At 61.5% G+C, this 18999-nt stretch carries 18 protein-coding genes; 9 read left to right on the top strand and 9 right to left on the bottom strand.

What is annotated here, in order from left to right:
• Positions 1 to 41: 41 nt before the first annotated feature.
• From NE547_RS07645 to NE547_RS07635, 3 genes are all read right to left on the bottom strand, one after another.
• Positions 42 to 1475, bottom strand: a complete 1434-nt coding sequence (locus NE547_RS07645; RefSeq protein WP_186908782.1) for a flotillin family protein — start codon at positions 1473 to 1475, stop codon at positions 42 to 44.
• A gap of 11 nt (positions 1476 to 1486) precedes the next feature.
• Positions 1487 to 2206, bottom strand: coding sequence for a hypothetical protein (locus tag NE547_RS07640; protein ID WP_256175218.1), 720 nt, complete (start codon positions 2204 to 2206; stop codon positions 1487 to 1489).
• A gap of 86 nt (positions 2207 to 2292) precedes the next feature.
• On the bottom strand, positions 2293 to 2850 hold the full coding sequence (locus NE547_RS07635) for a DUF1836 domain-containing protein (RefSeq protein WP_186908799.1): 558 nt from the start codon (positions 2848 to 2850) through the stop codon (positions 2293 to 2295).
• Between the two features lie 294 nt (positions 2851 to 3144).
• Here NE547_RS07635 and rpsO point away from each other — a divergent pair, with 294 nt between their 5' ends.
• Both rpsO and NE547_RS07625 read left to right on the top strand, forming a co-directional pair.
• A complete protein-coding gene (gene rpsO / locus NE547_RS07630; protein ID WP_186908784.1) occupies positions 3145 to 3411 on the top strand; it encodes a 30S ribosomal protein S15 in 267 nt (88 codons plus the stop codon).
• 192 nt (positions 3412 to 3603) lie between these two features.
• Positions 3604 to 5754: a polyribonucleotide nucleotidyltransferase gene (locus NE547_RS07625; protein WP_256175217.1), complete on the top strand. Its 2151-nt coding sequence runs from the start codon at positions 3604 to 3606 to the stop codon at positions 5752 to 5754.
• 209 nt (positions 5755 to 5963) lie between these two features.
• On the opposite strand, the gene mtaB is transcribed toward NE547_RS07625, so the two are convergent.
• Positions 5964 to 7256, bottom strand: coding sequence for a tRNA (N(6)-L-threonylcarbamoyladenosine(37)-C(2))-methylthiotransferase MtaB (gene mtaB / locus NE547_RS07620; protein WP_256175216.1), 1293 nt, complete (start codon positions 7254 to 7256; stop codon positions 5964 to 5966).
• Positions 7257 to 7420: 164 nt separating this feature from the next.
• On the opposite strand from mtaB, the gene NE547_RS07615 reads away from it, so the two are divergent.
• From NE547_RS07615 to NE547_RS07585, 7 genes are all read left to right on the top strand, one after another.
• Complete coding sequence (locus NE547_RS07615) at positions 7421 to 7666, top strand: HPr family phosphocarrier protein (RefSeq protein WP_256175215.1); 246 nt, start codon at positions 7421 to 7423, stop codon at positions 7664 to 7666.
• A gap of 206 nt (positions 7667 to 7872) precedes the next feature.
• Entirely contained in the window at positions 7873 to 8457 is a 585-nt protein-coding gene (gene yfbR, locus NE547_RS07610) for a 5'-deoxynucleotidase (RefSeq protein ID WP_186908788.1), read from the top strand.
• 32 nt (positions 8458 to 8489) lie between these two features.
• Positions 8490 to 8759, top strand: coding sequence for an ACT domain-containing protein (locus tag NE547_RS07605; protein WP_186908789.1), 270 nt, complete (start codon positions 8490 to 8492; stop codon positions 8757 to 8759).
• 213 nt (positions 8760 to 8972) lie between these two features.
• Entirely contained in the window at positions 8973 to 10331 is a 1359-nt protein-coding gene (locus NE547_RS07600) for a PFL family protein (RefSeq protein WP_186908790.1), read from the top strand.
• 230 nt (positions 10332 to 10561) lie between these two features.
• Positions 10562 to 12625, top strand: a complete 2064-nt coding sequence (locus NE547_RS07595; RefSeq protein ID WP_256175214.1) for a molybdopterin-dependent oxidoreductase — start codon at positions 10562 to 10564, stop codon at positions 12623 to 12625.
• Positions 12625 to 13965 (top strand): glucose-6-phosphate isomerase, encoded by a 1341-nt coding sequence (locus NE547_RS07590; RefSeq protein ID WP_369807635.1) that lies wholly within the window; start codon positions 12625 to 12627, stop codon positions 13963 to 13965. The genes NE547_RS07595 and NE547_RS07590 overlap by 1 nt, the downstream gene beginning before the upstream one ends.
• Before the next feature lie 296 nt (positions 13966 to 14261).
• Positions 14262 to 14675: a hypothetical protein gene (locus tag NE547_RS07585; RefSeq protein WP_186908793.1), complete on the top strand. Its 414-nt coding sequence runs from the start codon at positions 14262 to 14264 to the stop codon at positions 14673 to 14675.
• Between the two features lie 66 nt (positions 14676 to 14741).
• Here NE547_RS07585 and NE547_RS07580 read toward each other — a convergent pair whose 3' ends face one another.
• The 5 genes from NE547_RS07580 to NE547_RS07560 form a co-directional block, all read right to left on the bottom strand.
• Complete coding sequence (locus tag NE547_RS07580; RefSeq protein WP_256175211.1) at positions 14742 to 15758, bottom strand: dihydrodipicolinate synthase family protein; 1017 nt, start codon at positions 15756 to 15758, stop codon at positions 14742 to 14744.
• A 40-nt stretch (positions 15759 to 15798) separates the two neighbouring features.
• The gene (locus NE547_RS07575; RefSeq protein ID WP_256175210.1) at positions 15799 to 17139 is read right to left on the bottom strand and encodes a hypothetical protein; all 1341 of its coding nucleotides are present in this window, start codon (positions 17137 to 17139) and stop codon (positions 15799 to 15801) included.
• Between the two features lie 301 nt (positions 17140 to 17440).
• Positions 17441 to 18058: a hypothetical protein gene (locus NE547_RS07570; RefSeq protein ID WP_238068151.1), complete on the bottom strand. Its 618-nt coding sequence runs from the start codon at positions 18056 to 18058 to the stop codon at positions 17441 to 17443.
• Positions 18059 to 18177: 119 nt separating this feature from the next.
• Entirely contained in the window at positions 18178 to 18663 is a 486-nt protein-coding gene (locus tag NE547_RS07565; RefSeq protein WP_195325359.1) for a hypothetical protein, read from the bottom strand.
• Complete coding sequence (locus NE547_RS07560) at positions 18656 to 18985, bottom strand: hypothetical protein (protein WP_195325360.1); 330 nt, start codon at positions 18983 to 18985, stop codon at positions 18656 to 18658. The genes NE547_RS07565 and NE547_RS07560 overlap by 8 nt, the downstream gene beginning before the upstream one ends.
• Between the last annotated feature and the right edge of the window lie 14 nt (positions 18986 to 18999).

Below are 18999 nucleotides of genomic sequence, written 5' to 3'. Positions count from 1 at the left end.
CGCCGCTTTTGCGGCGCGCGGGGCGTTTTCGGACGGGCGGGTTATTCTGTGGGCGCCGGGGCGTCTCCGGGATCCGGCGCGGGCGCTTCCGGGGCGGCGGGAGGCTGGGGCGCCTTCTCCTTCCCCAGGAAGGAGGGCAGCTCCATGCCCGCCATCTGGAACATCTCGTTCATCGGCGGGATGGACTTCATCAGCCCTGAGACAAAACCCGCTGTGGCGGTTTTGCCGTCCCTGCCCTCGCCGGAATCCCAGACGGTGACCTTGTCGATCTTCACGTTCTTCACCGCGTCCACCTGGATGCGCATGAGCTCCTCCATCTTGTCGGCCAGCATCAGGCGCACGGCGTTCTCCGCGTCGCCTCCGGCGGCGGAGACGACCTCCCGCAGGCCCTCGGCCTGCTTGACCAGGACGGCCTGGGCGCCTTCGGCCTCGGCCTGCATTTTGGCCAGGATGGCGTCCGCCTCGCCCTTTGCACGCCGGCGGATCTGCTCGGCTTCGGCCTCGGCCTCCAGCTCCTTGCGGCGCTTGTCAATCTCGGTCTTGACGATGATGTCGGCCTCTTGGGTGGCCTTCTCGCGGGCGGCACGGGCGGCCTCGGCCTTCTGCTCGGCGGCGTAGGCCTCTTCCAGCGCCTGGGCGGCGGCGATCTTCTCGGCGGCGGTGGCGATGCGGGTGGCCTCGGCCTCCTTCTCCCGGCGCTGGGCGTTGGACATGGCTACCTCCACCTTGGAGGTGTTCTCGCCCTGGATGGCGGTGGCGTCGGCCTGGGCGACCTGGATGCGCTGGTCGCGGCGGGCCTGGGCCTCGCCGATGGAACCGTCGCGGTCCTTCTCGGCCACGTTCTTCTTGGCGTCGTTGATGGCCTTGGCGGCGGCCTCCTTGCCCAGGGCGTCAATGTAGCCGGACTCGTCGGAGATGTCGGTGACGTTGACGTTGATCAGGCGCAGGCCGATCTTCTTCAGCTCGCCCTCCACGTTGCGGGAGACGGCCTCCAGGAACTTATCCCGGTCGGTGTTGATCTCCTCGATGTCCATGGTGGCGATGACCAGGCGCAGCTGGCCGAAGATGATGTCCTTGGCCAGCTCCTGGATCTCCTGCAGGCGCAGACCCAGCAGACGCTCGGCGGCGTTCTGCATGACTCCGGGCTCCGTGGAGATGCCCACGGTGAAGCGGCTGGGGACGTTGATGCGGATGTTCTGGCGGGAAAGCGCGTTTTCCAGGTCCACGGAGATGGACAGGGGCGTCAGGTCCAGAAACTCATAGGCCTGGATCACCGGCCAGATAAAGGCCGCGCCGCCGTGGATGCACTTGGCGGACTTGGTGGAGCCGTCCTTGTTGCTGCCCACCTTGCCGTAGATGACCATGACCTTGTCGGAGGGGCATTTCTTGTAGCGTTTGAGCAGAAAGAGTAGCAGGGAAAAGACGATGACGACGATGACGCAGGTGAGGATGATCCCAAAGATTCCGTCAGGCATGTTTGACCTCCTTAATAATGGTTGTCTTGCGTGGATGCTTCCGTTTCGCTGCGCTCGACCAAAAGAGCGCCTCCCTCCAGCAGACCCGTGACGCGGACCGGACTGCCGGTGGGGATGGGGGTGTCGCTGTCGGTGAAGGCTTCCAGTTCCCGCAGTTGCTCCTGCACGGTGATGTTCACCTTGCCGGGCGCAGCGCGGCAGGCGGGGATGGTCAGGTACACCGTGCCGGGCAGCCCCACGGCCAGGCGCACGTCCAGGGTGCCGTCATACTGCAAACGCATGGCTTCCCGCAGGATCAGGGCGATGCCCACCATGCCCGCGATGCCGATGGGCACCGCCAGGAACAGGGCCAGCAGGGGGGGCAATCCGATCTGGTTCAACCAGAGCCCGCCCCAGCCGAAGAGCGCCAGGAAGGCCACCACGCCCCGCACGGTGAGGATGTGCAGGCCTTGAAGGCCGTGCCCCGCTCCGTCTTCGTCCAGGTCGGCGTCCGGGGACAGGTGCGCGTCGGGATCTCCGCAGCCGTCCGGGTCCGCTTCAAACGCGGCGTCCATGTCCACGTCGGCGTCCGTGTCCGCGTCCAGCCCGCCGTCTCCGGCGGCGCCGTCGCTGTCGAACACGCCGCCTACAAAGAGCAGCACCGTCTGGATGATGAGGATCAGGGTGGCGGGTACGGCAAGGTAGAGCAGGATATGCTCCAGCGGCGTCAGGGATTGCCACCAGGCTGCCATAAAGCTTCCTCCTTTCGTGTTCTGGGGTTCGATCTATGTTCACAGCGGCCGGTCCTTCCCGCGGCAGGCCGCTGTACCTGTCCGCGCTAAGCCAGTTCAGCCAGAAGCGCCTCGGCCTCCCGCTTGAGCCGGGCGGCCAGGTAGGCCGTCAGGATCACGTGGAGGCAGCGCACCACCCGGTCCCGGGCGCCCGGAACGGGTTCGCTGAAATCGGATACCGCCGTCTGGCACCAGCGGGCGGCCTCGTCCGGCCCCGTGGGAGGATGCTCCTCCGTCAGGGCCGCCAGGCGCACGATATATCGGTAAAGCTGGCTGTCGTCGATCAGATCGTCCGACTCGTCGTCCAGATCGCCGTTGACGTAGGACAGCAGGGCGCAGATCTTCTCCAGCTGCATGGAATCCTTCAGCATGTTGATGATGACGATGCGGGAAAACTGGCGGCGGGTATACCGCTTGCGCTCCGGCGGGGCGACAAAGCCCCGGCGGACCCAGTTCTGGATCACGTAAGGCTCCAGTCCCGTCAGGCTGGATACCTGGGAGAGCACCAGCCCCCCGGCCAAAAAGAGGGAGGCGAGCTGCGTCTCGGCTTCCTCCGGTCGGATCCGTTCCACCGCGATGGTGGTTCCCGGCAGCGTCTTTTGCATCGCGTTCACCCCTTCTTCCTCTTGGTGACTTGATTGTACGATATAATCGCATGATTGTCAATGGGGTTCTGAAGATTTTTTTTAAAAAAAGCATGCAACGCTCTGGAAGGCGGCGGCTGCCGCCGGGGGAAATGGAATTCCGGTGAATTGGTGCTTTACAAGCTGGGAAGAATATGATAAACTACTATAGCCTGTAAACAAGCAGGCGTTACCCCGGACCTCGTCTCCTGGCTTTCACCGGCCGGTCACGCAGTCCGCGGGCAGATCTTATTTTATGAAAGGTGGAAACACGCAATGATCCGTAAGGACGAAAAGACGGCCGTCATCGAGGCCAACCGCACCCATCCGACCGACACCGGCTCTCCGGAGGTCCAGATCGCCATTCTGACCGCCCGCATCCAGGAGCTGACGGAGCATCTGAAGATCCATAAGCACGACAACCACAGCCGCCGGGGCCTGCTGAAAATGGTCGGCAAGCGCCGCAAGATGCTGGATTATCTGGCCAAGAAGGACGTGGAGCGTTACCGCGCCATCATTGCAAAGCTGGGCATCCGTAAGTAAGAAATGAAATAGGGGCGGCGCGAACGCGCCGCCCCTTCTTCCCATGTACCGTTTACAGAGGACGCGCACCAGAGCCCACACGCTTTTTTAGCAGTTGAAGCTGTGCCCAAAGAGGTTGGACATGCCTTCAAGTGCTAAAAAGAGCCGGGCGGCTCTGATGTGCGGACATACGATTCGATAAGGAGGACGCACATGTCAACCATCATCAAACACAAGGAATTCACCAATCACAAGATCTTCAAGAGCGAGGTGGCGGGCCGCCCCCTGACCATCGACGTGGGCAAGGTGGCCGAGCTGGCCAGCGCTTCCGCCATGGTCACCTATGGCGAGACCACCGTGCTGGTGGCCGTGACCTGCTCCGCCCGTCCCCGGGACGGCATCGACTTCTTCCCGCTGAGCGTGGATTTTGAGGAGAAGCTGTACGCCGTGGGCCGTATCCCCGGCTCCTTCCTGCGCCGTGAGGGGCAGCCCTCTCTGCCCGCCGTTCTGGCCAGCCGCGTCATCGACCGGTCCATCCGGCCCCTGTTCCCCTATGACTTCCGCAACGACGTGGTGGTCACCGCCACCGTCATGAGCCTGGACCGGGACTGCTCCCCCGAGGTGACCGCCATGATCGGCGTGTCCGCCTGCCTGGCCTACTCCAACATCCCCTGGGCCGGCCCCATCGGCTGCCTGGAGGTGGGCTATGTGGACGGCCAGATCGTCATGAACCCCACCCAGGAGCAGAAGCACAAGTCCCAGCTGGACCTGACTGTGGCCGCCACCGAACAGAAGGTCATTATGATCGAAGCCGGCGCCAAGGAGCTGCCCGACGAGATCATGTACGACGCCATCGTCAAGGCCCATGAGGACATTAAGCAGCAGGTGGGCTTTATCAATGACCTCGTGGCCCAGATCGGCAAGGAGAAGATGACCTACGACCATGCCGACTTCGATCAGGAGCTGTTCGACAAGATCGTGGAGGCCACGATGGACGAGGCCCGCGCCGCCATGGACACCGACGACAAGAACGTGCGCGAGGAGCGCTGGAACAAGCTGATCGACCACTGGCACGCGCTCTTCCTGGAGGAGTATCCCGAGATGGACAAGTATCTCGAGGAGATCACCTACAAATTCCAGAAGAAGATCGTCAAGGCCTGGCTGCTGGAGGGCCACCGTGTGGATGGCCGCGCCAAGAACGAGATCCGCCCCCTCTCCGCCCAGGTGGGCGTGCTGCCCCGCGTCCACGGCTCCGGCCTGTTCACCCGCGGGCAGACCCAGGTCCTCTCCGTGTGTACGCTGAACACCCTCTCTGCCGCCCAGAAGCTGGATACCATCTGGGAAGAGGAAGAGAAGCGCTATCTGCATCACTATAACTTCCCCTCCTACTCCGTGGGCGAGGCCCGCGCCGCCCGCAGCGTCAACCGCCGCGAAAAGGGCCACGGCGCCCTGGCGGAGCGCGCGCTGGAGCCGGTCATCCCCAGCCAGGAGGACTTCCCCTACGCCATCCGCGTGGTCTCCGAGGTCCTCAGCTCCAACGGCTCCACCTCCCAGGGCTCCATCTGCGGCTCCACTCTGGCGCTGATGGACGCCGGTGTGCCCATCTCCGCCCCGGTGGCGGGCATCTCCTGCGGCCTCATTCAGGACGATGACGGCAGCTTTACGACCTTTATCGACATCCAGGGCGTGGAGGATTTCCACGGCGAGATGGACTTCAAGGTGGCCGGCACCAAGGCCGGCATCACCGCCATTCAGATGGATATCAAAAACGACGGCCTGTCCCACGCGATCATCAAGGAAGCCTTGGACATCACCAAGGACGCCCGCTATGCCATTCTGGACGAGATCATGCTCCCCTGCATCGCAAAGCCCCGGGACGATGTGGCTGAGACCGCGCCCAAGATGGTCAAGATGAAGATCGACGTGGACAAGATCCGCGAGGTCATCGGCTCCGGCGGCAAGGTCATCCAGAAGATCTGCGCCGACACCGGCGCCAAGATCGACATCGAGGACGACGGCACGATCTATATCGCCGGTGTGGACAAGGCCTCCTGCGACGCCGCCAAGAAGACCATCGAGACCATCGTCTTCGTGCCCGAGGTGGGGCAGCTGTACTACGGCAAGGTGGTGCGCATCCTCCAGTTCGGCGCGTTTGTGGAGCTGGCCCCCGGCAAGGACGGTATGGTCCACATCTCCAAGCTGGCCGATCACCGGGTGGAAAAGGTGGAGGACGTGGTCAACATCGGCGATATGATCTGGGTCAAGGTCACCGAGATCGACGAAAAGGGCCGCGTGAACCTCTCCTACAAGGACGCGCTGAAAGAGATCAAGGCCAAAAAAGCCGCCGGTGAGCCGGTCAAGTAAATCGACTCCCGAACGATCGGCCCGCTGCATTGCAGCGGGCCGATCCTGCTTGTGCAAAGGCCTCCCGGCGTCCCGCGCCATTCGTCTTCTGCGCATCGAAAAAGAGGGCTGCGGTCCGTAAGCGCGTGCGCGCGGCGGACCGCAGCCCTCTCAAAAAGCGGCATCACCGTTTTCGGGAACCTCCCGTTGCGCGCCGGGGGGCGAAGGGCTTACCGCAGGCGTCCCAGAAGCCCGTCCTCCCGAACGCCTGTAATCTCCACATCGCATATTACATTGTGTAATCCGCTGCCGGGGGCAAGGACCTCGGTGTAGTTGGGGGCGTGTCCGCGCCACAGGCCGTCCTTTTCTTCCTCGAAGAGCACGGACAGGGTCCGCCCGACCCAGCGCTCCAGCCAGGCGCGGCGCATCTCCCCGGCCAGCTGGGCCGCTTGGCGGGCCCGCGCCTGCTTGACGGCATTGGGACACTGCCCCGGCATGGAGGCCGCCGGGGTGCCCGAGCGCCGGGAATAGGGGAAAATATGCATGGCGGAAAAGGCGCACCTGGAGAGAAAGGCCAGGGTCTGCGCAAACTCCTCCTCCGTCTCGCCGGGAAACCCCACGATCAGGTCGGTGGTGATACCGGGCCGGTCAAAGAAGTCCCACAGTAATTTTACGCTTTCATAATACCGCGCGCAATCGTATTTCCGGCCCATCCGCCGCAGGGTGGCGTCGCATCCGGATTGGAGGGAAAGGTGGAAGTGGGGGCACAGGTTGGGCAGAGCGGCCGCCCTGCGGCAGAATTCCTCGGTGACGGTACGGGGCTCCAGGCTGCCCAGCCGCACCCGGCATTCCGGGGCGGCGGCGCAGAGGGCCTCCACCAGATCGATGAGCGCGCTGCCGTCCCGGAAGTCCGCGCCCCAGGAGGAGATCTCGATCCCGGTGAGCACCAGCTCCCGGTAACCCTCACCGGCAAGGCGTTTCGCTTCACAGACCGCGTCCGCCAGCGGCAGGGAACGGATGGGCCCGCGGGCGTAGGGGATGATGCAGTAGGTGCAGAAATTGACGCAGCCATCCTCCACCTTGAGCATGGCCCGGGTCCGTCCCTCCAGTCCACCGGCGCTCAGGCGCTCATAGGTCCGCCGGCGCAGGGCGTCGTCCACCCGGACCAGCGGCTGTGCCTGCCGCGCCCGGGCCAGGTCCTCCAGCGCGTCCAGAAAGGCCATGCGCTCGCCGGTGCCCATGACCAGGTCCACCTCCAGCGCACGGACGGCCTCCGGCGCGGTCTGAGCGTAGCAGCCGCACACCGCCACCACCGCGCGGGGCGCGCGCTTGCGGGCCTGGCGGATGGTCTGGCGGGATTTTTGATCGCTCACCGCCGTAACGGTGCAGGTGTTGATGATATAGGCGTCGGCCTCCCCCGTGAAGGGGACCAGCGTGTGGCCCCGGCGCTCCAGTTCGGTCTCCAGCGCCTGGGTCTCGTACTGGTTGACCTTGCAGCCCAGGGTATAGATAGCAACTCGCATGTTTTTTCCTCCCCGCCGGGGCCTGGATTGTGGAAATCACAGATTTTCGCGTTTCCGGCGGCTTTTCCGTTGTAATTTGCCCCCGCGGACGGCTATAATGGGGGCGTATCCATTATAAAGGAGCGCCGGCTCCTTGTACAGAATGATTTCAGGAGGGATCGACCATGTCCGGTTTTTTTGTTGCCCTGTCCTCCATTGACGATGTAAAACGCTTTGTAGACGCCGCCAGCCGCTGCCCCTGCGAGGTGGATGTGCTCTCCGGCCGGTATGTCATCAACGCCAAGTCCATCATGGGCCTGTTTTCGCTGGACCTGTCCCAGCCGGTACAGGTGGAAGTCCACGGTACCGACGCACAGCGCGGCGCCTTCCAGGCCGACGTGGCTGCGTTCCGGGTGGATGCGGGGCAGTAAGGAGCGCCCTGGCGGCGGGAGCGGCGCGGGGCTCCCCTTCCGTTTCGTTCCGCTTACGGTTTACAAGCCCGGCGCTTCTATGGTAGAATAGCGGGGAAACGGCTGTTTCGCCGGGGCCTGGGCGCATCTCGCCCCCCCGCCCGGCGGCGCCTTGCGCAAAAGGGCCGCGCCTGTGGCCGTATCATTTGATTTCCGGGGGGCGTTTTATGACGGAACACTACCATTTTTTTGCCTATCTCTCCCGCATGCGGTATATCAATCGCTGGGGGCTGATGCGCAACACGTTTCAGGAGAATATCCAGGAGCACTCCCACGTGGTGGCGGTGCTGGCGCATGCCCTGGCGGTCATCCGCCGGGAGGTGTTCGGCGGGGAGATCGATCCCGGCCTGGCGGCGGCCGCCGCCCTGTTCCACGACGCGCCCGAGATCCTCACCGGCGACCTGCCGACTCCGGTGAAGTATTATAACCCGGAGATCCGGGACGCCTATAAGGCGGTGGAGGAATTTTCCGCACGAAAGCTGCTCTCCCTGCTGCCGGAGGAGCTGCGGGGCGCCTACGAGCCGCTGCTGCTGGAGGCGTGCGGCACGCAGGTACAGGCCGTGGTGAAGGCGGCGGACAAGCTCTCCGCCTACCTCAAGTGCCTGGAGGAACTCAAGGCGGGCAACCTGGAGTTCAAGCTTGCCGCGGAGCAGACCCGGCAGGCGCTGGAGGACTCCCCCCTGCCGGAAGTGAACTACTTCCTGGAGCACTTCCTGCCGGGATTCAGTCTGACCCTTGACGAGCTGCAATAAAGAGCGATAGCAACGAAAGGAGAGAACCGACCATGAGAGCGATCGTAACGGTACTGGGCAAGGACCGGGTGGGCATCATGTCCCTGGTGTGTTCCCTGCTGGCCGAACGCAACGTGAATATTCTGGATATCAGCCAGACCATCCTGCAAGACTATTTCACCATGGTGATGCTGGTGGACGCATCCGAGAGCGCCTTGCCCTTTGCCGAGCTGGCCGCCCTGCTGGCTGCCGAGGGGGAGAAGCGGGACCTGGACATCCGCGCCCAGCGCGAGGACATCTTCAACGCCATGCACCGGATCTGAAAAGAAGCGCGCAGGCCGCGAGCAGGGGAGATAAGGGAATGCGCAGACGCGAAAATAGGCCGGGCGAAGCCCGGGCCGGAGCGGATTTCGCGCGGAGCATGCACTTATCTCCCCGGCAGCGAGCCAGGCGCAGCGTGACAAAAAGAAGCGCGCAGCCGCCTGATCGGAAGCACGCGCGGCATCAGGAAGCGGAATCTGCCGGGAGGACTTATTTTGATCAATACAAATGAGATTTTAGAGACCATCCATATGATCGACCAGCAGCATCTGGATATCCGTACCATTACGATGGGCATTTCCCTGCTGGACTGCGCCGATCCCGACCCCAAGTCCGCCTGCAGGAAGATCTACGAGAAGATCACCCGGCAGGCGGACCGGCTGGTGGCGACCGGCGAGGCCATCGAGCGGGAGTTCGGCATCCCCATCGTCAACAAGCGCATTTCGGTCACACCCATGGCGCTGGTCGCCGGCGCCTCCCAGTGTGAGAGCTATGTGCCCTTTGCCGTTGCCATGGACGATGCGGCCAAGGCGACCGGCATCAATTTTATCGGCGGCTTTTCCGCTCTGGTACAGAAGGGGGCCACGCCCGCCGACCGGAAGCTGGTGGCCTCCATCCCCGAAGCGCTGGCCATCACCGATTACGTCTGTTCCTCCGTGAACGTAGGCTCCACCCGTGCGGGCATCAACATGGACGCGGTGGCCGCCATGGGCCGCACCATCAAGCAGGCGGCCGAACGCACCGCCGATCGGGGCGGTTTCGGCTGCGCCAAGCTGGTGGTGTTCTGCAACGCGGTGGAGGACAACCCCTTCATGGCGGGCGCGTTCCACGGCGTGGGCGAGCCGGAGTGCGTCATCAACGTGGGCGTGTCCGGTCCCGGCGTGGTGTACCACGCGCTCCAGTCCGTGAAGGGCGCGTCCTTTGACGTGGTGGCCGAGACCATCAAGAAGACCGCCTTCCGGGTGACCCGTATGGGGCAGCTGGTGGCCCAGGAGGCCAGCCGCCGTCTGGGCGTGCCCTTCGGCATCGTGGATCTGTCGCTGGCGCCCACGCCGGCCATCGGGGATTCCGTGGCCCGCATTCTGGAGGAGATGGGCCTTGCCGTGTGCGGCACCCACGGCACCACCGCCGCGCTGGCGCTGCTCAACGACGCGGTGAAAAAGGGCGGCGTCATGGCGTCTTCCCATGTGGGCGGCCTGTCCGGCGCGTTTATCCCCGTCAGCGAGGATGAGGGCATGATCGCCGCCGCAGCTTCCGGCGCGCTGCATTTGGACAAGCTGGAGGCCATGACCTGCGTCTGCTCCGTGGGGTTGGACATGATCGCGGTCCCCGGCGATACCTCCGCCGCCACCATCTCCGCCATCATCGCGGACGAGGCCGCCATTGGCATGGTCAACTCCAAGACCACCGCCGTGCGCATCATTCCCGCCCCCGGCAAGGTGGTGGGGGATACCGTGGAGTTCGGCGGGCTGCTGGGCTCCGCCCCGGTCATGCCGGTGCACCCCTTTGGCAGCGACGCCTTCGTGGCCCGCGGCGGCCGTATCCCGGCGCCGATGCAGAGCTTGAAGAACTGACCGCCGCCGGGGCCCCCGCCGCAGGCGGGCCCGCGCTTTGCGCAAGGGCGATCGACTTGGCCCGAGTCTGTAAAACCGGCTGGGAATGGCCGCGGCCCGGCCCGCAGGCAGGGACTGAAACAGGAACGCCCAAAGGGCCGCCGGTTCGGCGGCCCTTTGGCATGTTTGACGCCGGCGGCAGGCAGGCCCGGGACGAAGGCCCCGGCCCCGTTTTGAAAGGAGCTTCGGCTATGCCCACATTTCGAACCGCGTGTCCCTATGACTGCCCCGACGGCTGTTCCCTGCTGGCGGAGGTGGAGGACGGGCGCGTCCAAGCCCTCTCCGGCGACCCGGCAAATCCCTATACCAACGCCCGGATCTGCGCCAAAATGGCGCGCCTGCCCCAGGCCATCCACAGCCCGGAGCGCATCCTCACGCCCCTGCGCCGTACCGGGGCCAAGGGGGAGGGCCGCTTCGCTCCGGTCTGCTGGGACGAGGCCGTGGCGGAGATCACCGAACGCTGGCGGGAGATCATCGGGCGCTACGGGGCCGAAGCGATCCTGCCCTACTCCTACGCCGGGACCATGGGGGCGGTGCAGCGCAGCGGCGGGGAGGGATTCTTCCATGCCCTGGGGGCCTCCCGGCTGGAGCGCACGCTGTGCAGCTCCGGAAAGTCCGCAGGGTGGAGCGCCGTTATGGGGGATTCCTGCGATCTGGCCCCATGGGATCTGGTCCACAGCGACCTGATCCTGCTGTGGAGCGCCAACCTGCCTGCCACCCGGATGCATCTGATCCCCTATGTGCGTCAGGCCAAGGCCAAGGGCGCGCGGGTCGTTCTGCTGGATGTGTACGAGACCCCCTCCGCCGCCCTGGCGGACGAGCGGCTGCTGCTGCGCCCGGGCAGCGACGGCGCGCTGGCGCTCTCGCTGCTCCAGGTGCTGGCGCAGGAGGGACGGACCGACGAGGCCTACCTGGCCGGGCATACCACCGGCTGGCCAGAGTTGCGCGCCACACTGGAGCGCTGGACGCCGGAGAAGACGCAGCCCCTCACCGGCCTTGCCCCGGAGACGGTGCGGGCGCTGGCGCGGGCCTATGGCCGGGCGGAGGCGCCCGCCATTGTGCTGGGCAGCGGCTTCTCCCGCGCGGGCAACGGCGGGGAGGCCACCCGGGCCATCGCCGCCCTGCCTGCGGCAGTGGGGGCCTGGTCCAAACGGGGCGGCGGCACCTACGGAGTGTGCTCCGCTCCCAGCCTGGTGGATAAGACCCTGGTCAAGCGGCCCGACCTGGCTCCCGGGACGCTGCGGAGCATCAATATCAACCTGCTGGGCCCCGCTTTGGCGGGAGAGGGACTGGACAAGCCGGTGATGAGCCTGTACGTCTACCATGCAAACCCGGCGGCCGTCACCTCCGACCAGAACGCCGTGCTGCGGGGGCTGGCCCGGGAGGATCTGTTCACCGTGGTCCACGAGCGGTGTCTCACCGAGACCGCCCGCTACGCCGATCTGATCCTGCCAGCCCCCTATATGGTGGAGACCGAGGACCTCTACACCCCCTACGGGTACCGGGGCATCCAGTACGTCAAGCCCGTCGCCGCTCCGCCGGGGCAGGTCAAGAGCAACTGGGAGGTCTTCTGCCGGCTGGCCCGGGCCATGGGGCTGGAGGAAGAACTGTTTTCCCGCTCCGCAGGCGCGCTGTGCCGGGCGCTGGTGGAGGGGAGCGGGGCGCTTACCCCGGAGGAGAAGGCGAAGGTGCTGGCGGGGGAGCCAGTGATCTGCGCCGCCCCCTTTCCCCTGCCGGTGGAGACAAAGGACCGGAAGATCCACCTGGCCGACCCGGCCCCCATCACCTGGTATCCGCCTCACGGCGGGCCGGAGCCTCTGCGCCTGGTGTGCGCTCCGGCGGTGCACACCCTCAACTCGTCCTTTCATGAGTGCCGCACCCTGCGGGAGCGGCAAGGTCCCGCGCGGCTGCGGATGAACGCCGCCGACGCCGCCCGGCGGGGACTGGCCCACGGCGACCGGGCGGTCTGCCGCAACGAACTGGGCCGGATGGCCTGCATCGTGGCGCTGGACCGGCCCGTAGTCCCGGGTGCGGTGGTGGCGGAGGGCGTCTACCCCGGGGAGAATACCGTCAACGCCCTGACCCACGCCCGCCTGTCCGACCTGGGAAGGGCTACCACCCTCAACGACAATACCGTGGAGGTCTCGCCCGTGCCGCCGGAGGAGCAAGAATCCCTTTTTCCTCTGGAAAATACGCCTGCGGCGGTGTATGATAAGGGCGTACGCCAGACAGGCGATCCTTTCTTGAAGGAGTGATCCCTATGACGATCCAGATCAATACCTCCAACGCAAGCCCCTTCCTGCCCCAGGACTGGCTGGACAGCCGCCTGGACGCCCTGGCGAAGGCGCGGACCATGCTGGAACAGGGCAACGGTCCCGGCGGGTCTTTTACCGGCTGGGTCCACCTGCCCCGGGATTATGACAGGACGGAATTTGACCGCATCCAGGCTGCCGCGGCCAAGATCCGCGCCGATTCCCAGGCGCTGGTGGTCATCGGTATCGGCGGCTCCTATCTGGGCGCACGCGCTGTGGTGGAGCTGCTCCACTCCCCCAATTACAACCTCATCCGCTCCACCGGCGGCCCCGACCTCTACTTTGCCGGCAACGGGCTGTCCACCGACGGCCTGCTGGAGATCATCGACCTGGTCAAGGACCGGGATTTTTCGCTCAACGTCATCTCCAAATCGGGCACGACCACGGAACCCGCCGTAGCGTTTCGTATTTTAAAAGCCCTTCTGGAGCAAAAATACGGCAAGGAAGAGGCGCGGCGCCGTATCTATGCCACCACCGACGCCCGCAGGGGGGCCCTCAAGGGCCTGGCGGACACGGAGGGCTACGAGGAATTCGTGGTGCCCGACGCGGTGGGCGGCCGCTATTCCGTCCTCACCGCCGTGGGACTGCTGCCCATCGCCTGCGCGGGCATTGACCTTGCCGCGCTGATGGACGGCGCCTGCAGCGCGATGGAGGCCCTCGCCGTCCCAGGCGCGGACAACCCCGCCTGGCAGTACGCCGCGGCCCGCCACGCCCTGTACCAGGCGGGCAAGCGGGTGGAGGTGCTGGCGGGGTATGAGCCCTCGTTCCGCTTTTTTGCCGAGTGGTGGAAGCAGCTCTACGGCGAGAGCGAGGGCAAGGAGCACAAGGGCCTCTTCCCGGCCAGCGTGGAATTTACCGCCGATCTGCACTCCATGGGACAATACATCCAGCAGGGCGAGCGGCTCCTGTTTGAGACGGTGGTGCGTTTTGCACGCAGCCGCGGGCGTATCGCCATTCCCCACGACCCGGAGAATGTGGACGGGCTCAATTTCCTCTCCGGCAAGGACCTGGAGTTTGTCAGCCGGCAGGCCATGCGGGGCGTGACCCTGGCCCACGTGGACGGCGGCGTGCCCAACCTGGCGCTGACCGTGCCCGGCCGGGACGCCCGCAGCGTGGGCGCGCTGATCTATTTCTTCGAGTATGCATGCGGCCTGTCCGGCTACCTGCTGGGCGTCAACCCCTTCGACCAGCCAGGCGTGGAGGCCTACAAGAACAATATGTACGCCCTGCTGGGCAAGCCGGGATACGAAGCGCGCCGCGCCGAGCTGGAGGCCCGCCTGTAGGCCTCCACACCAAGGGGGCGCCCTGGGGGCAAACCCTTGCCGGCGGGCGGATTCACTCCGCCCGCCGGATCAAAGCGCCGGGGTCCCCAAGGAACCCGGATTCGGTGGCCCCCCTGCAAAGAAAGGCGGTACGCCCTGCCGGACAAGCCGGGCACACGGCGGGGCCGAATGGTCCGATTTGGTTCATGAATTTTTAGTGAACTTCTGCAAAGCGGTTGCAATCCCCCGGTAAAAATGGTAACATGGAGCCACAAGGCCGGAGAGGAGCTCCGGCGGACTATGAAGGAGTGATAACTATGGTGAGAGTGATCATGGGCATCAAGGGCACCGGCAAGACCAAGCAGATGATCGAGCTCATTAATTCCGCTGTCCACAGCGAAAACGGCAATGTGGTCTGCATCGAACGCGGGCCCAAGCTGACTTATGATATCCATTACAAGATCCGCCTGGTGGAAGCCAGCCATTATGATATGAGCAACTTCGATTTCCTGAAGGGCTTCATCAGCGGCCTGTACGCCGGCAACTACGACATCACCCATGTCTTTATCGACAGCCTGACCAAGATCGTTTCCTCCGACGCATCCGACCATGCGGTAGAGGAGTTCCTGGATTGGCTGAACAGCTTCTCCGAAAAGAACAACATCAAGTTCACCGTCACCATCAGCGCAGACGCCTCTCTGGCCACCGAGGGCGTGAAAAAGTATTTCTGATCAGCCGGACCGAAACGGGCCCCGCCAGTTGGCGGGGCCCATTCCTGTTTGGCTTTTCTTTATATTCTAATATAATGAGATACCTAGATTTTTGCATTCTTCGGGTGCCCGTACTACTTCAAAACCTGCTTTTATGAGAGCATCCCGTAGCATTAGGACCTCCTCGTCTGAAAAAGCTGTGCGGGGCAACCTGGCGTAATAGTTGGGGAAAATTCCGAGCAGCCAGGCAGTAATCTTATAGCGGTAGGGGAAGCGTCCGTAAGTCTTGATCGTGGTGCCAAATACCCCGCGGACAGCGTCGGTGGCAGGCTCAAGGCGCTTTTGAATGGCAAATGCCTCGTTAAGATCGCCCCGCTTTACTGCATTGACGATAGCAACATCATATTCCACACGCCAGCAGCCCCCGCCGTTAAACGTACCTTCCGCACCGTTGACAAGGCTCTCGGCCAAATCATGGTCACCTGCGCGCAAGGTGCACACGTGTCGGCCTGTTTGTGCCTCCACCTCACGCATATTGGCCACCAGTTCTTTTATTAAGCCGTTGTTTTGACGGCTTTCATATTTCCAGGCGCAAATATTGGGACAGGCAAGCGCAATCTCTTTCAGTACAGCGGGAGGGGTACCTACCATTAGTGACATAATGGGAAGATCGAAGGCCTTATCGAACGTTTTATAGAGGTTGATAAAATCCTCCATATTATTTTGATCCGGCACAGGGTGAAGATACAGCACATCCGCGCCCGCTTCAATGACCTTTTCTGCTTCTTTGACCATGTCCCAAGTCCACTGCTGATTTCTGGGTTCAATTTTTCCGGTCACCGGAATGCGCCCTTTGGATTCCTCCTTGGCAATTTCAATCAAACGGCAGGTTTCTTCTAAGGAAAGGCCCTCTACCTCATTCGGATCAAGGCCTGCGATACCGGAGTCAATCATATGTCGAATCATACTGCGATATGTGTCTTCATCGATTTCACGGCAGGTATTGTCTGTCCAGGGTACGATGGTAGCGGGATAAACGCCAGACCAATCCAGCCCCATCGGACCTTTTCCACTGGGTTTGTTCCATTTGTTCCGGTTATTCATGATAAACACTCCTTCTTTTTGATAGATGCCGCTTGTTCCGTTAGATCAGACCAGGGAACAGCGTCATAACAATGGCCGCCACAAAGGCGCTGACAAGGGTTGCTACAACAGAGTTCAAAAACATTAACGGATAGGATTCCTTGACGGTACATCCGGGAAGTGCAATCGCCGTCAGGACACCTGCGTTGGTTGGCAGGGAGTCAAAGGTAGTTCCTGCCATGGTCACGAGCCGATGAAACGCCTGTGCGGGAACGCCCGCCGCCAGGAAAGAGGGGGCCAGCATGTTGACCGCCGCGGAGACGCCGCCCACCGGATTGCCCATGATCCCAACCACAATGGAGGCAGCAACCACTACGAAAATCAACAGCATCCCGCTATCGACAGAGGTTAATGCCTGTACGATTGCACCAAAAGCGTCCGTGGCGCTTACAACGGCGCCGAACCCCACAAGAGAACCGGTAATCAGGGCGATCCGTGCTGTCTGAGGGACGGCACCGTTGAATGCTGCAATGACCGCACGGCCATAACGGTTTTCCTTGTTTTGGGCCTTGAGTGCGGGGGCAAACAGGATCAGAGCGAGTACCAATCCAATGAGCATAGCGAGAATGATATTTAGCTTAAATACATTGAACACCACAAAAATTGCAATTAATGGGATAAGGGCCACAAAGAAATTGGGAACCCGTTTTGTCTCATCGGCAACGGGGTCCGTATCAATCCCGCAGAATTGCTCGCCCCGTACCTTTGCACGCTTCAAAACCCAAACGGTGAACAGAATGGCGAAGATGCCGCCGACGGCACTGCCAATTAATCCGGGGACGAGGGCTGCTGTGGGCGTTGTCCCCAGCGCCAGGGGGATTACGTTGATAATCTGAGGACTGCCCGGGAGTGACGACATCATGCTTCCGATATAAATACAGCCTGGGATATAGCGGCGGGGCAGATTGACCTCTTTAAAAAAACCGATTACCAACGGGACCCGTGCGATGATAGAGGCCATAGCGTCAATTCCACCCAGATAGAAAACGGTCGTGATTGCAAAGGATGACAACACCGCAACCCAAATTCCGCGCGTACCGTGTACGCCGCCCTTGGCGAACGTTCTGATGATGGTTTTGGCGATGACCTGGGATGCGCCGGATTCACTGTAAAGTGCCGCAAACATACACCCAACCAGGAAAATGGGGGTATACGTCTTGATAAATCCGGCGGCTCCAGACATAAAGGTTTCTGTATAGGTCTCCAGAGAGAGGGCGCGATTGCAGATCGCTACCACCATGGCAGCAATTACGGACAGCCATACGACATCCAGTTTTTGAAATGTAAAATACATTAGGATCGCAATCCCCAACAGGATTCCCACGATGCCGAGAATGTTCATAACTCCTCCTTGCATGTTTTCGTATAGACCAGTTCCTTTGTTTGCACGCTTGGAAATATTGATCATAAGCACTGCAGTTGCTTGGGACTCATTTTAGCATTTATAAACAAATAAGTGAAAGTCGAATCACGACTTTCACTTATTCCGAAGTGGTGTGGCCATTTGTTATAATGAAAACTCAAAATCCAGCAATATCAGGGCTCGAACGGCAAAGGTGTAGGAGTAGTCAAGTAATAACCGACTCTCCTACACCTCTTTTTACACCGTTCTGCCGCTTTAAGCACAGAAGCAAATAATAACTTTACTCGCCGCCATACCCGCGCACGTCCTCGACAAATGACCTGTTTCTCAAGTTATTCTCATACGCTTCCCGGATGATACGGATGGCGATGTCCACTTCTCCATTTTGAAGACCATTATCTTTGATGATCTCCTCATATTCGGCATAGATCCGAAAGACTCGCTTAAACTGTTCTCTGGTTACAGGATTGTCGGGGCAGACACAATATGAGGCAAAGCTTATGATAGAACTACGCTTACTCTCAATGTAAAGGGACATGGTGATCTCATTGTTTTTATCCAGTCCTTCTTTCAGAACTTCAATGGATTTGGCATACACCTCTGCCCGCTCATTAACCCATTTCATCCAAGAATCACGCTTTGCGATGTTGTCCGAACTGTAGTGAGACTCCACACTGCTTAGCATAGTTTTCACATCATGAATGGTTGTGGACATTTCCTGCATGGTCTGGCGCTCTTGCTTTTTACGAGCAAAATACTTTCGGATTTTGACGAATTCAGGAACGACTTTCCCTTTAAATTCCAAAACTTCTCCGATGATCTGCATAACCAGAAATACACCGATGATAGTGAGTCCTAACACGACAGGCACATTCAGATACTCGATATAGCCTATCATTGTGATCAATCACCATCCTTTGCCAAGGCAGTGTTTCCGCACTTCGAGCCATGAACGCTGAGGGTCAAAACTAAATTTTCTTCGACCATTACTCAACCTCCTATGGGAAAACACAGATTTTAATTGTCCATCACTTCTTCGATTGAGCCCAAATCGGTCCACTTCACATTGACCGTCCCCGGCTCCCACACATTGTTGTCCTGCCCGGATTGCCACACATGGCCGTTGTGGGTGCAACAATTTCCCGTCATGTACGGGCTCGTGGACATGGCGACGAAGGGGAGGGGCTTCTTAGGATCGTCCGACCAGTAGAACCCCCACTGGGCGGGCAGTTCCTCCGGCTCCTGGGGGTAGATGTCGCTGTTGTAGTTTTGGATAAGGCGCACAATACGCCCCGCAGAAGACCGGCACAGGAACCCGTCCGTCTTGCCGGCTTTGCGCTCCAGCATGTTCTTCTTGGCGATCGCGGCAGAGAAGTCGGGAATATAATCCTCTTTCTCGTACAGTTCGGTGCCCGTCATGCCCTCGGAGGTCTCCTGCAAATCCTGGGCCCGACGCATGCCGTATTTCCGCATAGTGGTCAGCACAAAATCCTTGTCAGTCAACTCCGTTCACTCCTTCCCGAATCGCATTGGCCAGTTCCACATAGGACGCCAGCTCTTTCTGAGCACGATACAGAGCCTCGTTGCTGAGGTCGATCTCATTGTCCATGCCTTTCTTCAGGAACTCCTCATAGTTGTCCTGGACGTTCTGGACAATCCCGTCCCAGGTTTCCACCTCCACGTGGTACTCGTCGTACTCATATCCGGTGAACTCCTCGGTTTCTGCCGGTTTTACATTTTGAAACAGCCGCACAAGGCTTCGGTTGGTTCCCGGGATCTGCTCCACGGCGAACTTCCCCGGATCGACCATTCCCTGTACCTTCATAGGTGCCACTCCTT

The organism is Flavonifractor sp. DFI.6.63, assembly GCF_024462255.1.
GTDB classification, from domain to species: domain Bacteria; phylum Bacillota; class Clostridia; order Oscillospirales; family Oscillospiraceae; genus Lawsonibacter_A; species Lawsonibacter_A hominis.
The sequence above is the reverse complement of the archived record's forward strand: the minus strand, read 5'-3'. Positions and strand labels throughout refer to the sequence as shown.